General features: G+C 63.9%; 16 protein-coding genes. 9 read left to right on the forward strand and 7 right to left on the reverse strand.

All coding sequences use genetic code 11. From position 1 onward, the window contains the following. From Q1J79_RS20800 to Q1J79_RS20820, 5 genes are all read right to left on the reverse strand, one after another. Positions 1–320, reverse strand: a 320-nt coding sequence (locus Q1J79_RS20800; RefSeq protein ID WP_300304634.1) for a hypothetical protein, incomplete at its 3' end; no start/stop codon positions are given. Positions 321–445: 125 nt separating this feature from the next. After that, positions 446–1,234, reverse strand: a complete 789-nt coding sequence (locus Q1J79_RS20805; protein ID WP_300304636.1) for an inositol monophosphatase family protein — start codon at positions 1,232–1,234, stop codon at positions 446–448. A 36-nt stretch (positions 1,235–1,270) separates the two neighbouring features. Next, positions 1,271–1,942, reverse strand: coding sequence for a thiamine phosphate synthase (gene thiE, locus Q1J79_RS20810; RefSeq protein ID WP_300304638.1), 672 nt, complete (start codon positions 1,940–1,942; stop codon positions 1,271–1,273). Between the two features lie 3 nt (positions 1,943–1,945). Further along, a complete protein-coding gene (locus tag Q1J79_RS20815; protein ID WP_300304641.1) occupies positions 1,946–2,740 on the reverse strand; it encodes an alpha/beta hydrolase in 795 nt (264 codons plus the stop codon). A gap of 19 nt (positions 2,741–2,759) precedes the next feature. Further along, the gene (locus Q1J79_RS20820; protein WP_300304644.1) at positions 2,760–4,076 is read right to left on the reverse strand and encodes an O-acetylhomoserine aminocarboxypropyltransferase; all 1,317 of its coding nucleotides are present in this window, start codon (positions 4,074–4,076) and stop codon (positions 2,760–2,762) included. Between the two features lie 349 nt (positions 4,077–4,425). On the opposite strand from Q1J79_RS20820, the gene Q1J79_RS20825 reads away from it, so the two are divergent. Together Q1J79_RS20825 and Q1J79_RS20830 are read left to right on the forward strand one after the other, a co-directional pair. Next, positions 4,426–5,040 (forward strand): TetR/AcrR family transcriptional regulator, encoded by a 615-nt coding sequence (locus tag Q1J79_RS20825; RefSeq protein WP_300304647.1) that lies wholly within the window; start codon positions 4,426–4,428, stop codon positions 5,038–5,040. A gap of 75 nt (positions 5,041–5,115) precedes the next feature. Beyond that, positions 5,116–5,559: a hypothetical protein gene (locus Q1J79_RS20830; protein ID WP_300304650.1), complete on the forward strand. Its 444-nt coding sequence runs from the start codon at positions 5,116–5,118 to the stop codon at positions 5,557–5,559. Between the two features lie 3 nt (positions 5,560–5,562). Here the strand turns inward: Q1J79_RS20830 and Q1J79_RS20835 are convergent, their stop codons facing one another. Continuing rightward, on the reverse strand, positions 5,563–5,739 hold the full coding sequence (locus tag Q1J79_RS20835) for a DUF1192 domain-containing protein (protein WP_300304653.1): 177 nt from the start codon (positions 5,737–5,739) through the stop codon (positions 5,563–5,565). A gap of 132 nt (positions 5,740–5,871) precedes the next feature. On the opposite strand from Q1J79_RS20835, the gene Q1J79_RS20840 reads away from it, so the two are divergent. The 7 genes from Q1J79_RS20840 to Q1J79_RS20870 all read left to right on the forward strand — a co-directional run bounded on the left by Q1J79_RS20840 (position 5,872) and on the right by Q1J79_RS20870 (position 12,320). Then, positions 5,872–6,867 (forward strand): NAD(P)H-quinone oxidoreductase, encoded by a 996-nt coding sequence (locus Q1J79_RS20840; RefSeq protein WP_300304656.1) that lies wholly within the window; start codon positions 5,872–5,874, stop codon positions 6,865–6,867. A gap of 132 nt (positions 6,868–6,999) precedes the next feature. Further along, entirely contained in the window at positions 7,000–7,638 is a 639-nt protein-coding gene (locus tag Q1J79_RS20845) for a DUF1013 domain-containing protein (RefSeq protein WP_300304659.1), read from the forward strand. A gap of 383 nt (positions 7,639–8,021) precedes the next feature. Then, positions 8,022–8,996, forward strand: a complete 975-nt coding sequence (locus Q1J79_RS20850) for an ABC transporter permease (protein ID WP_300304662.1) — start codon at positions 8,022–8,024, stop codon at positions 8,994–8,996. Positions 8,997–9,011: 15 nt separating this feature from the next. Continuing rightward, positions 9,012–9,923, forward strand: coding sequence for an ABC transporter permease (locus Q1J79_RS20855; protein ID WP_300304665.1), 912 nt, complete (start codon positions 9,012–9,014; stop codon positions 9,921–9,923). A gap of 6 nt (positions 9,924–9,929) precedes the next feature. Next, a complete protein-coding gene (locus Q1J79_RS20860; RefSeq protein WP_300304668.1) occupies positions 9,930–10,922 on the forward strand; it encodes an ABC transporter ATP-binding protein in 993 nt (330 codons plus the stop codon). Continuing rightward, a complete protein-coding gene (locus tag Q1J79_RS20865; protein ID WP_300304671.1) occupies positions 10,922–11,917 on the forward strand; it encodes an ABC transporter ATP-binding protein in 996 nt (331 codons plus the stop codon). Before Q1J79_RS20860 ends, Q1J79_RS20865 begins: the two co-directional genes overlap by 1 nt. An 88-nt stretch (positions 11,918–12,005) precedes the next feature. Continuing rightward, positions 12,006–12,320, forward strand: coding sequence for a hypothetical protein (locus Q1J79_RS20870; RefSeq protein WP_300304674.1), 315 nt, complete (start codon positions 12,006–12,008; stop codon positions 12,318–12,320). A 4-nt stretch (positions 12,321–12,324) separates the two neighbouring features. Here Q1J79_RS20870 and Q1J79_RS20875 read toward each other — a convergent pair. Beyond that, on the reverse strand, positions 12,325–14,301 hold a 1,977-nt coding region (locus Q1J79_RS20875; RefSeq protein WP_300304677.1), incomplete at its 5' end, for an efflux RND transporter permease subunit.

The following is a 14,301-nucleotide window of genomic DNA, read 5'->3' on the forward strand; positions in this document are numbered from 1 at the left end:
GGGCGGGCCACACGGGCCGGACGCGGTTTGGCCGACGAGGTGCTGCGCGCACGGCCGGTTTCACCCAGCAGCGGTGCCGGACCAGCGGCCTGCTGGGCTTGAGGCAAACGGCCAGTCGCGCCCAGCAGCGGGGCTTGCCCGCCATTATATCCGGTGCCATTCAGCCTGGGACCGGTGAAGCCACCAAGCTGGTCAAGCGCCTGCGGATTGATCTGCACGTTGCCGCTGCCGATCATGGTCTGTGCCTGGACAGCGGGCATGGCAAGGGTGAGCGCCAGAGACGCTGCGGCGAACGAAAGCGTAAGTGGCTTGGCAGCCATCGATGTTCCCCCTGCCCCGGACCTGATCCCGATCTGCGGCGCAAACGATAGCCGAGGCAGCCGAATCCGACAACCCGGCTACCTGGATATCAGCCACCAGAGATCAACCTATTGTGCGGCGAAGCTTATTTTGCCAGCAGTTTGCGCAAAGGCGCATGCAGAACGTCATTGGCGGCAATGATGCCGCCACTGGCCAGCATCTGATCGCCGCCCGCCAGATCAGTGACCATGCCGCCCGCCTCGCGCACCAGCACGATGCCCGCCGCCATGTCCCAGGCCGACAAACCGGATTCCCAGAAGCCATCGAAACGGCCGGCGGCCACATAACACAGATCGAGCGCGGCGGCGCCCATGCGGCGAATGCCCGCCACCTCGGGCATGATGCTGGTCAGGTCTTTCACGAAGGCGGCATGCCCCGGCTTGCCATGGAACGGGATGCCGGTGCCGAACACGGCCTCGGTCAGCTTGCGCCGCGCCGAAACACGCAGGCGGCGTTCGTTCACATAGGCACCGACGCCCTTCTCGGCCCAGAACAGTTCGTCGCGCACCACATCGAGCACGATGCCGGCGACCAGTTCGCCCTCACGCTGCACGCCGACCGAAATGGCAAAATGCGGAATGCCATGCAGGAAATTGGTGGTGCCATCCAGCGGATCGATGATCCAGTAGCTTTTGCCGTCCCTGGCCTCGATCCGGCCGCTTTCTTCCATGATGAAGCCGAAATCGGGCCGCAGCTTGGCCAGTTCCTGCTGCAGGATCTTCTCGGCCTTGCGGTCGGCGGCAGAGACGAAATCGGCCGGGCCTTTCTTCGAGACCTGGAGATGTTCGACTTCGTTGAAATCGCGGATCAGGCTGCGCTGCGCTTTACGCGCCGCGTTCGCCATCGCATTGATCAGGGCGGATCGCAGGGCCATTGATTTTAAGCTCGTCTGGAAAGGGGGCGGACCCTATCAGCGCCGGCCATGCTTGGCAATCGCCCGGTTGAAGGCCGCGACGGCTGCGGCCGGGCCCTCGGGATGACGCCAGACCCCGGCGGAAACCGCCAGGAAATCCGCCCCGGCCTCGATCAGCGGGGGGCAGTTTTCCACCGTGATGCCGCCGATGGCCACGCAAGGCACTTCCATCAGTTCCGACCACCAGGCCAGGATTTCCGGCTCGGCCCGGGTCTTGGGCTGCTTGGTGTCTGTAGGGAAAAACGCCCCGAAGGCGACATAATCGGCACCGGCTTCGGCGGCCTCCATCGCCAGATGGCGGGAATTGTGACAGGTGACGCCGACAATGCGGTCCGGCCCGAGGATACGGCGGGCTTCTTCATAGGAGGCGTCCTCCTGGCCAACATGCACGCCATCGGCACCCAACTTGATGGCGAGGTCCGGCCGGTCGTTGATCAGCAGGGCCACGTCATGCTCGTGACAGATCGGCAGCAGGGCCTCGGCCGCGCGGCGGAAGGCATTGTCGGAGGCTGTCTGTTCGCCGTCCTTCAGGCGCAGTTGCAGGCAGGCGACATCGCCCCCGCCCAGAGCCGCTTTCAGGTCTTCGGCAAAAGCCTTCGGCTCGATCGCCGGCGGGGTGATCAGATAGAGTCGCTGCGCAGGCGCAGTCTTGGCTTCGGTCTTGGCCATGAGCTATCCGGCAATGAAGTTCTTCAGGGCATCCAGCGTCTCGTCTGGCCGCTCCCCCATCATCATATGGCCGCAGCCTGGCAGCACGTCGATGCGGCCATCCTTGAAGGCCGAAGCCCAGCCACGCGCTGCACGCAGCGGCGTCATGATGTCGCGCTCACCGGCCACGATCTGCACCGGGCAGCCAATCGCAGCCACTGCCGCCTTGCCATTCTGATAGGCGTTGCACAGCCGGAAGCCCAGCGCGAGGGATTCACGCGGCGCGCGGTCGACCAGCCGGATGCTGTCGGCCAGCAGATACAGACCCGGCACGCGGTTGCCGCCGATCTGGTTCTTTTTGGCGATCATCCAGTCGTTCATCAGCTCGACGACCGTATAGGCGCCACTATCGGCCAATGCCTGCAATTCCGGATTCACCGCCATCGGAAAGGCGAAACCGAGCAGCGATAGTTTCGAGACGCAATCGGGATGCCGTGCCGCAGTTTCCAGTCCGATCAGCGCGCCCATCGAATGGCCGATCAGCGCCGCCTGCCTGACGCCGGCGGCATCGAGCAGCTTCGGCGTCCAGTCGGCAAAGGCCTCGACACTGTCCGGCATCGGGCCTTCCGAACGGCCATTGCCCGGCAGGTCGATCGCCAGCACCGAAAAGCCGTGATAGGCGAACCAGCGGGTTTGCAGCGCCCAGACCGTATGGTCGCAGGCATTGCCGTGGATAAACACCACGGCGGGTTTGGCGGGATCAAAAGTCTTGCCGCCGGTGGCGGCAAAAACGCGCTTACCCGCTACGTCGAGCCACATCGTGACGCTTCCCCTGTTCTTATTCTGCCGCGGCCGGCTTGGCCGCTTTCTGAGCGGCGCGCAGAGCTTGGTTGAGATCGTCGAGCAGGTCCTGCGGATCTTCCAGGCCGATCGACAGCCGCACGAGGTCCTCGCCGATGCCGGCTGCCTTCAGCTCGGCGGCGCTCAACTGCTGGTGCGTCGTGCTGGCTGGATGGATCACCAAGGATTTGGCATCACCGACATTGGCCAGGTGCGAGAATATCTGCAGGTTTTCGATCAGCGCGCGGCCAGCCTCTCGACCACCCTTCACGCCGAAACTGAAGATCGCGCCGGCACCCTTGGGCAGCAGGCGCTTGGCTAGGTCGTGATCGGGATGTTCGGGCAGGTCGGGATACGACACCCATTCCACCGCCGGATGGGTTTTCAGGAAGGCCGCCACCTTGCGAGCATTCTCGACATGGCGCGCCATGCGCAGATGCAGCGTCTCCACGCCTTGCAGCAGGTGGAAGGCATTGGTGGGCGACAGGCAGGCGCCGAAATCGCGCAGGCCTTCCGAACGCGCCCGCATGATGAAGGCGGCGGGGCCGAATTCCTCGGCGAAATCGAGGCCGTGATAGCCTGCATAGGGCTCGGTCAGCGTCGGGAACTTGCCCGAGGCCTCCCAGTCGAAGCGGCCGGAATCGATCAGCGCGCCGCCAATGGCGACGCCATGGCCGCCGAGGAACTTGGTGGCCGAATGCATCACCAGATCGGCGCCGTGCTCGAAGCCACGGAACAGATACGGCGTGGCGAAGGTGCAATCGAGCATCAGCGGCAGGCCGGCGTCATGGGCGATCTTCGCCACCGCCGGCACATCGAGCACTTCCAGGCCCGGATTGCCGAGAATCTCGCCGAAGACCAGCCGGGTTTCCGGCTTGATCGCAGCTTGCCAGGCCTTCAGGTCGCGCGGATCGACGAAGGTGGTGGTGATACCGAACCGCGGCAGGGTGTGGACCAGGATGTTGTAGCTGCCGCCATAGATGTTTCGCGAGGCGACGATATGACCACCCTGCCCCATCAGCGTGACGATGGCCAGATGCAAGGCCGCCTGGCCGCTGGCCGTGCAGACCGCGCCGACGCCGCCTTCCAGCGCCGCCAGCCGCTCTTCCAGCACCGCCACGGTGGGATTGGAGATGCGCGAATAGATGTGGCCGCCGCGTTCCAGGTTGAACAAGGCGGCCGCGTGATCGGTATCGCGGAAGACGTAGGAGGTGGTCTGATAGATCGGCACCGCGCGGGCGCCGGTGGCAGGATCGGGTTGCTGGCCGGCATGCAGACTGAGCGTGTCGAACCGGAAGAATTTCGGCCCCAGCATTGGTTCACTCCCTGACCGTTATCGCGGCCAGCATAGGCAACCGCGATGGCCATAAAAAGTGGGCCGCCTCTTCCTTGCGGAGGAGACGACCCAAAAATTTCTGCCTCAAACCTCGAAACTGCGGCGATTAATCCATGCCGCCCGAACCCAAGTCAAGCAGATGTAACAATCTGTTTCAGGCACGTAAAAAACGGCCGCCGGACAGGCCGGCGGCCGAGGTCAAAACCAACAGGGAGGAAACTATGACCGTGACCAACTGTAATCGCAGCCCGAGTATGCCGATCCCCACTTAAGATTTCGTGAAACCACCGCAATCCTGTATGGTCCACGGATGACAAAATCCGCGTCCGTGTCACAGCCTGAACCGCCCATCGACGAAAATGCCCATTCCGGTACCGTACAGGACCGGTTGCTCGACGCGGCTCTGGCCTGCTTCCGCCGCATGGGCGGCAAGCGGACCCGGATCGAGGATATCGCCGCCGAGGCCGGCCTAGCCCGCACGGCCGTCTATCGCTATTACCCCAACAAACGGGCCATCGTGGCCGCCCTGGCGACCCGCTGGCTGGCTGAGGACGAAACCCGGCTGGCCGAAATCGCTCGCGACCATGGCCGCAGCCCGGCCGCCCGGCTGCAGGCTTTCCTGCTGGCCGATGCCGAGGCCACAAGGCGTTATCTGACCGATCCATGCCTGGTAGAGGTGCTGGACGAGGTGGTGCAGAACCTGAAAGCCATCCTGCTGCAGCACCGCTCCCATGTGCGGCGCCATTTGAGCGGCCTGCTGGCTGAGGGCAGCACGGCGGGCATCTTCCGGCCGGACGGCCCCGACGGCATGGCCCTGGTCATCGACGACCTGATGGCCCGGTTCCATGATCCCCGCCTGGCGGCCGATCTGGACAAAGCCGGTTGGCGTGAGCGGGCCACTGCCGCCATCGAAACCGTGCTGAGAGCAACCCGCAGCCGGTAATCGATTTGACATTTGACAAATTATGTCATATGTCAAATCATGCATTCACTTCAAAAACAGCTCATCCGTCGCGGCATGGCCACCATGCTTCGGCTCTCGGCCATGCTGGCGCGGCACCGAAGCCTGCAAGGCCTCAGCTTTTCCTGGTCGCGTGGCCTCGCGCGACTGACAATCCGGCGCAAGAACATCGGCAAGGCGGCCAATCTGGACGGGCTCGGCTGGACCTGGCAGGCCGGCTTCCCCTCCGCCAGGCAGGTGCCGGTCGAAACCGTTACCGCCGACACCGTCTATGCCCGGATCGAGACGCCCTGCCCGCTGCGCGGCAGCGGCGCTACGGCCGCCTGCTGGCGCATGATGGAATATGATCGCGCGATAGCCCGCGCCGCCGGTGGGCAATTCGTGGTGCTGCAAAGCCAGGCCGAGCCGGGCGTGACGGCGTGCCGCGTCGCCCTGCGCTGGGCCGAGGCTCCGGCGGATGACCTGATCCCGGCGCATCAACGCGCGCCGGAGCAGAACTAACCACTATTTCTTGAAAAACATATCGGCAGTGCCGCGCGCCGCCTGTTTCTGCTTGATCACGCCACGGATGGTCTCGATCTCGCTCTCGAGTGCGACGACGCGCGCTTCCAGGTCCTCGATCGACATGACATCGAATTTCAGCGGCTGCGGCTTGCGCCGTTCTGCTTCATCCCAGTCCATGCCGGCCTCCCATCTCGCTTTGTTGCTATCCTAACCGCAGCCCGCAGGCCGAACAATTTGCTTTTGCCTGCGCTTGCCGATGGCTGGCCAGACGGCTAGATCAGCTAGGTCAATCATGCCGAGGAACGCCCGATGCTGCCGCAGACCATGACCGTGATCGAGATCAGCCAGCCCGGCGGACCCGAAGTCCTGAAGCCGGCCGAGCGACCGCTGCCGCAGCCGGCAGCCGGCGAAGTGCTGATCAAAGTGGCGGCCGCTGGCGTGAACCGCCCCGATGTGCTGCAGCGAAGCGGCATGTATCCGCCGCCGCCAGGCGCGCCGGATTATCCCGGCCTGGAAGTGGCTGGCGAAATCGTCGCCCTCGGCCCGGATGTCAAACGCTGGAAAGCCGGCGACAAGGTCTGCGCCCTGGTAGCGGGCGGCGGCTATGCCACCTACTGCGTCGCGCCAGCCGAGCAATGCCTGCCGGTGCCGCAGGGCCTGGACATGGCGGAAGCCGCCGCCCTGCCGGAAAACTGGTTCACCGTGTGGACCAACATCGCCGACCGCGGCGCCTTGAAGACGGGCGAAAGCATCCTGATCCATGGCGGCGCCTCGGGCATCGGCGTCGCCGCCATCCAGTTGGCCAAACTGCTCGGCGCGGCGAAAATCTACGCCACCGCTGGCACCGACGAAAAAGGCCGGTTCTGCGAAAGCATCGGCGCCACCAAGGCGATCAATTACAAGACCGAGGATTTCTCGGCCCGCATCCAGGAGCTGACTGGCGGCAAAGGCGTCGATGTCATTCTTGACATGGTCGGCGGCAAGTATTTTACGCCGAACGTGAAAAGCCTGGCCGAGGATGGCCGGCTGGTGATCATCGCCGTGCAGGGCGGCCCGAAGGGCGAGGGCGACCTGAGCCTGGTGATGCGCAAGCGCCTGACCGTGACCGGCTCGACCCTGCGGCCGCGCCCCGTGGCCTTCAAGGGCGCCATCGCGCGGGCGCTGGAGGAGAAGGTCTGGCCGGCTTTCGCCCGGGGCGAGTTGAAAGCCTTTATCGATTCCCGTTTTCCGCTAGCCGAAGCGGCGGCCGCCCATGCCCGGATCGACCATGCCGACCATATCGGGAAGGTTCTGCTAACCGTTTGAAGGAAAACAAATAACGGTTAAAAGCCGGGGTGGTTGCGCCCGGGGGCCGATCCACTATATTGTCGCGCGATTTTATCTGAGCCCCGCGGGCGGCCCCTGAAGCCGGCCGGCCGCATTAAGAGGATTTTGCCAATGGCATTGCCGTTGATGCCGAAAGCCACCGCCGTGTGGCTGATCGACAATACCAAACTGACTTTCGACCAGATCGCGCGCTTCTGCGGCCTGCATGTGCTCGAGGTCAAGGGCATCGCCGATGGCGAGGTGGCGGTCGGCATCGTCGGGCTCGATCCGGTGGCCAACGGCCAGATCGTACCGGGCGAGATCGAACGCTGCGAGAAGGATCCCGCCGCTGACCTCAAGCTGCTGGAGCCGGCCGTGCCGGTGCAGCGCCAGAAGACCAAAGGCGCGAAGTATACCCCGCTGTCGAAGCGCCAGGATCGACCTGACGCCATTGCCTGGCTGCTGAAGTATCACCCGGAAGTGCCGGATGCGCAGGTGCAGAAACTGCTCGGCACCACCAAGGCCACGATCGACTCGGTGCGCAACCGCACGCACTGGAACCATGCCAACATCAAGCCACGCGATCCCGTCTCGCTTGGCATCTGCAGCCAGACTGAACTGGATCGCGTGCTGATCCTCGCGGCCAAGCGCCGCGAGAACAAGGAAAAGCGCGAAGCGCGTGAAGCCCGCGCCAAGGCCCGCGCCGAGGCTGGCGTGGCAGCGCCGCAATCGGAAACCGTGGCGGATACCGCGAGCGCCGACGAGGAATAAAAAACATCCGCGGCCTGGCTTGCCAGACCTGAGACAGATAATCAGCGCCGCCGGTTTAGCCACCGGCGGCGTTGTCATTCGTGGATCAATGCCGGTGCATGGCTCAGCCCTGGCGCTGCTACCACACGCCGGCGCCGACAATCGTTCTGCGTGCCGTCGCGTGTCGGCTGACAGACGCTAAGCCATGTCGCCGCGTTATCGAGCCATTCTCTCGCACCACATCGGCAAGCAAGATCATTGGGCGAACGCGCCCGTTTGCCAGCCGACAATGCAAGAAAGCCTAGGCACTGCAAAAGGATTCCGCTATAGGCTGGTTCGGGAGAAGCCGGATCAACGACCATGAATTGGCACCGGTGCAACCAGGGTCGGGGCGTTTCTAACTCATGCTTGTCTTCATCATTCGCCGCCTGATGCAGGCCGCCCTCGTGGTGGCCGTGATGTCGGTGCTGGTTTTCGTCGGCATATACATGATCGGCGATCCGCTTGCCATTCTGGTCAGCCCGGAAGCCACCGAACTGGATCGCGAGGCCATCGCCCGCTCGCTCGGCCTCGATCGGCCGATGTGGGAGCAGTATCTCGCCTTCGTTGGTTCGGCCCTGCAGGGCGATTTCGGCAAATCCTTCGTCTTCGGCCAGCCGGCGATCGGCCTGATTCTCGAACGCATGCCGGCTACGCTGGAACTGGCGCTGATCGCGACCATCATGTCGGTGCTGATTGGCGTACCGCTCGGCCTCTATGCCGGCCTGCGCCACGAGACCGTTGCGGCCCGCGCCATCATGGCCGGCTCGGTGCTGGGTTTCAGTCTGCCGAATTTCTGGGTTGGTCTGATGCTGATCATGGTCTTCGCCGTGCAGCTTGGCTGGCTGCCCGCTTCCGGCCGCGGCCCTACGGTGGATGTGTTCGGCATCCAGCTCAGTTTCCTCACCCTGGCTGGCTGGAAATACCTGGCCCTGCCCGCGCTCACGCTCGGTCTGTCGAAATGCGCTTTGATCGTGCGTCTCGCGCGCGCCACGGCGCGGGAGGTGATGCTGATGGATTTCGTCAAATTCGCCCGCGCCAAGGGCCTGAGTGAAAAGCGCGTGATCGGCGTCCACATCCTGAAGAACATCATGGTGCCGATCACCACCGTGACCGGCCTTGAACTCGGTACCCTGATCGCTTTTGCCGTGATCACCGAGACGATTTTCTCATGGCCCGGTATGGGCAAGCTGCTGATCGATTCCATCGTGCATCTCGACCGCCCGGTGGTTGTGGCCTACCTGATCGTCGTCGTGCTGCTGCTGGTGTTGATCAGCCTGATCGTCGATATCCTTTATTCGGTGCTCGATCCGCGCGTGCGGCTCGGCGATGCCAAGTAACGGGAGCGCCGCGTAATGACCGACGCAACCCTGCCCGTCGCCGAACTGGCCAAGACGGAATCACCCTGGAAACGGATTGCCGCGGAATTCGCCGAAAGCAAGCTTGCCCTGTTCGGGCTTGCCGTGCTGGTGATCCTGCTGGTGGCCGCCCTGGTGGCGCCCTGGCTCTCGCCGCAGGACCCCTACAATCTCGCCGGCCTTGACATCATGGATGCGCGCCAGCCACCAGGCGAAATATCCGCCGAAGGCCTCCGCTTCCTGCTGGGCAGCGACGGCCAGGGCCGCGACATGCTGAGCGCCATGCTCTATGGCCTGCGCATCAGTCTGGTGGTCGGCGTCGTCTCGGTGGTCGCCTCGCTGGCGATCGGCGCGATGGCCGGCATGGCCGCCGCCTATTTCGGCGGCAAGGTCGATGCGCTGATCATGCGTATCGTCGACATTCAGTTGTCTTTCCCGGCCATCCTGGTCGCGTTGATCCTGCTGGCGGTGCTGGGCAACGGTATGGACAAGGTGATCATCGCGCTGATCGCGGTGCAATGGGCCTATTTTGCCCGCTCGGCCCACGGCGCCGCGCTGGTGGAACGCAACAAGGAATATATCGAGGCGGCGCGCTGCCTGGGTTTGGGCCGCAGCCGGATGCTGCTGCGCCACCTGCTGCCCAACTGCATGCCGCCGCTGATCGTGATTGCCACCATTAACATCGCCCGCGCCATCACGCTGGAAGCGACCTTAAGCTTCCTTGGCCTCGGCGTGCCGGTCACCGAACCCTCTCTCGGCATGCTGATCTCGAACGGCTTCGACTACCTGCTCAGCGGCGTCTACTGGATTTCGCTGTTCCCGGGCGTTCTGCTCACGCTCGTCATCATCGCGATCAACCTGGTCGGCGACCAGCTGCGCGACGTGCTCAACCCCCGTCTCAAGCGCTAAAGTCCCATGGTCGCAACGCTCCAGGTCGAGAATCTCGAAACCCATTTCCCCAGCCGCGATGGCATCGTGCGCGCCGTCGACGGCGTCAGCTTCGCCATCGAGCCCGGTGAAATCCTCGGTCTGGTCGGCGAGTCCGGCTCAGGCAAGTCGATCACCGGTTTTTCCATCCTGGGCCTGATCGATCCGCCGGGCCGCATCGCCAATGGCAGCATCAAATTCAAGGGTGAGGAACTCACCACGGCCAGCCCGGAACGCCTGCGCCAGCTGCGCGGCGCCCGCATCGCCATGATCTTCCAGGACCCGATGATGACGCTGAACCCGGTTCTGCGCATCGACACCCAGATGATCGAGACCGTGCAGGCGCACGAGAAGGTCAGCGAGGCGGCGGCCCGCGTCCGCTGCGTCGAGACCCTGAAGGCCGTTGGCATCGCCGCCCCGGAAGACCGCCTGAAATCCTATCCGCACCAGTTCTCCGGCGGCATGCGCCAGCGCATCGCCATTGCCACAGCCCTGCTGCACAAACCCGACCTGATCATTGCCGACGAGCCGACCACGGCGCTCGACGTCACCATCCAGGGCCAGATCCTGTATGAAATGCGCAAGCTGTGCCGCGAGACCGGCACGGCGCTGATCTGGATCACCCATGATCTCTCGGTGGTAGCCGGCCTGGCCGACCGCATCATGGTGATGTATGCCGGCAAGATCGTCGAAACCGGCAAGATTGCCACGGTAATCGAACGGCCGCAGCATCCCTATACCCGCGGCCTGATCGGATCCGTGCCCGGCGCCATGCCACGCGGCAAGCGACTGTTCCAGATTCCGGGCATGACGCCGGCCCTGATCAACCTGCCGCCGGGCTGCCGCTTCAAGAATCGCTGCGCTCGTGCCGATGCCACTTGTGAGGCGATGCCCGAACTGGCCGAACTGCAGCCCGGCCATGGTGTGCGCTGCCACCACCCGTTCGGCGCCGAGCCGCTGACTTTGGCCGAGGTTCGGTGATGACCGCTTTTCTTGAACTGAAGGATGTTTCCAAGCGCTTCGTCTGGCGCCTGGATATCGCCGCCAAGATCGCCAACCTGTTCGGTGCAGGACTGAAGGAGCGCGCCGTCCATGCGGTGAACCATGTCGACCTGGCGATCCAGGAGGGTGAGGTGGTCGGGCTGGTCGGCGAGTCGGGTTGCGGCAAGTCAACCCTGGGCCGCATCGTCGCCGGCATCATGGATGCCAGCGACGGCACGATCGGCTTTCGTGGCAAGGCCCTGGCCGCCATGAATGCGGCCGAACGGCGCGACTACAAGCTGGCCGTGCAGATGATCTTCCAGGACCCCTATGCATCGCTCAACCCTCGCATGCGCGTGGAAGACATTATCGGCGAGGCGCCGGTGGCGCATGGTCTGATCAAGCGCAGCGAGATGGGCGCCTATGTCGAAAGGATCATGGCCCAGGTCGGCCTCGATCCGCGTTACCGCCGTCGTTACCCGCACCAGTTCTCTGGCGGCCAGCGCCAGCGCATCGGCATTGCCCGCGCCCTGGCGGTAAAGCCACGCTTCATCGTCTGCGACGAGGCGGTGGCGGCGCTCGACGTTTCGATCCAGGCCCAGGTGCTGAACCTGTTCATGGATCTGCGCGAACAGCTGGGCCTGACCTACCTGTTCATCAGCCATAATCTCTCGGTCGTCGAGCATATCTCCGACCGCGTCGTGATTATGTATCTCGGCCGTGTCGTTGAGAGCGCACCGACCGAGCAGCTTTTCGCCGCGCCGAACCATCCCTATACCCAGGCCCTGCTGGCCGAGGCGCCGAAGCTGGTGGCCACGCGGCGCGATTATCTGCCAATCAAGGGCGAAATCCCCTCGCCACTCGATCCGCCACCGGGCTGCCATTTCCATCCCCGCTGCCCGCATGCCTTTGCGCGCTGCAAGGCGGAAGCCCCTGTTTTGAAAGAGATCGCGCCCGGCCGCCTGTCGGCCTGCCACCTCAACGACCAGGTCTGAAACGGAACTTTAAGCTGCCTGTGGCAGTTTAGGGGCGGATAGAAGCGTCCCGCCGGACGCGGTGACGCATCCGCAAAGGAGGCCAGCCATGCGCAAGGCCGTCTTTTTCCCTGCGTTCCTGTCCGTGCTTATCTTACCCATATTGAACCATCCGGCCCAGGCGCAGGCCCTTTGCGGCCTGCGCGATGACATGGGCAAGATGCTCGACCGCCGCTTCGGCGAACAGCCCAAGGCTGCCGGCCTGGTCGGCGATCGCGTGGTCGAGCTGCTGGTCTCGCAGACCGGTTCCTGGACCATCCTGATCACCAGCAGCGATGGCCGCAGCTGCGTCGTCACCGGTGGCGAGGACTGGATCGACCGTCCGGTTGTGCCAGCCGCTGTTGCCCGCGACGACGCGACCTGATCGCTCAGGCCACCGGCTTCACGCGGAACCAGGCGGCATAGAGTGCCGGCAGGAACAGTACGGTCAGCAGCGTCGCCACCAGCAGGCCGCCGATGATGGTGAACGCCATCGGCCCCCAGAAGTTGCTGGTAGAGAGCGGGATCATGCCGAGGATCGCCGCCAGCGCGGTCAGGATGATCGGGCGGAAGCGGCGCAAGGTGGCATTGACGATGGCGTCCCAGGGCTGCTCGCCATGGCGGATATCCTGCTCGATCTGGTCGACCAGGATCACCGAATTGCGCATGATCATGCCTGCCAGCGCGATGGCGCCCAGCATGGCGACGAAACCGAACGGCACGTTGAACAGCAACAGGCCCAGCGTGACGCCGATCAGGCCAAGCGGGGCCGTCAGCAGCACCAGCAGCATGCGCGAGACCGATTGCAGCTGCACCATCAGCAATGTGATCATGATGCCGATCATCACCGGCACCACGGCGCCGATCGAGGCATTGGCCTTGGCGCTTTCCTCAATGGCGCCGCCCATCACGATGCGGTAATTCGGCGGCAATTGCTTGCGCAGGGCATCCAGCCTGGGTTCGATCTGCAGCGAGACCACCGGCGCCTGAATGCCATCGACGATATCGGCGCGGACGGTGATGACAGGCTGGCGATCGCGCCGCCAGATGATCCCCTCCTCCAGGCCGTAGCTGACCTCCGCCACCTGACTGAGGGGAACCGGGCGGGTGCTGTCGGCGCCCGCGACATTGAGGTCCTTGAGCCCGTTCAGGCTGAGACGTTCGCCGGCTTCGGCACGCGCAACCACATCAATCAGCTCACGCCCCTCGCGGTATTGGGTCACGGTGATGCCAGACACGATCGAGTTCAACGTGGTCGCCAGATCCTGCGACGAGATGCCGAGCAGGCGCGCCTTGGCCTGGTCGACATCCAGCTTCACCACCTTGCTGAGCTCGTTCCAGTCGAGATTGACATCGCGCGTATTGGGGTTCTGCCGCATCATATCGGCAACCTGAAAGGCGATACGCCGTACTTCCATCGGATTGGGGCCGCTGACGCGGAACTGCACCGGGAAGCCGACCGGCGGGCCGTTCTCAAGCCGGTTGACGCGACCACGCAGCAGCACGAAATCGTCCTGGAAGGCCTTGATCAGCCTGTCGCGCACGCGTTCGCGTTCGGCATCGCCGCCGGTCAGCACCACGACCTGGGCGAAATTGTCATTGGGAAGCTGGATATCCAGCGGCAGATAGAACCGCGGCGAGCCGCTGCCGACATAGGTGGCGTAATTCACCACATCGGGGTCGCCATCCAGCAGCGCCTCCAACTTCAGCGCCTCGGCTTCGGTAGCCTGGATCGAAGCGCCCTGCGGCAGGCGCAGGTCGACCATCAGCTCCGGCCGGTTCGATGACGGAAAGAACTGCTGCTGCACGAGGCCAAAGCCGAGCACACTCAGCCCGAAAACACCGATGGTGGCGCCAATCACGATCCAGCGTCGGCGCACGCACCAGTCCACCACCGGACGAACATAACGATAGAAACCGCGGCGATACATCTCGTCGCCATGTTCATGGCCTTTTTTCGGCATCGGCAGCAGCTTGTAACCAATGAAGGGCGTGAAGATCACCGCCACGACCCAGGATACCAGCAGCGAAATGGTGACCACGGCAAAGATCGAAAAGGTATATTCGCCGGCCGAGGATTTGGCGAAGCCGACTGGCACGAAACCGGCCGCCGTGATCAGCGTGCCGGTCAGCATCGGGAAAGCGGTCGAGGTATAGGCGAAGCTGGCGGCGCGGAAGCGATCAAAGCCCTGCTCCATCTTCACCTGCATCATCTCCACCGCGATGATCGCATCGTCGACCAGCAGGCCGAGCGAGATAATCAGCGCGCCAAGCGAGATGCGATGGAAGTCGATGCCAAAAATCTGCATGCACACGAAGGTGATCGCCAGCACCAGCGGAATGCACAGCATCACCACCACGCCGCT

The sequence above is a fragment of the Ferrovibrio sp. genome, assembly GCF_029255545.1.
Taxonomy (GTDB): domain Bacteria; phylum Pseudomonadota; class Alphaproteobacteria; order Ferrovibrionales; family Ferrovibrionaceae; genus Ferrovibrio.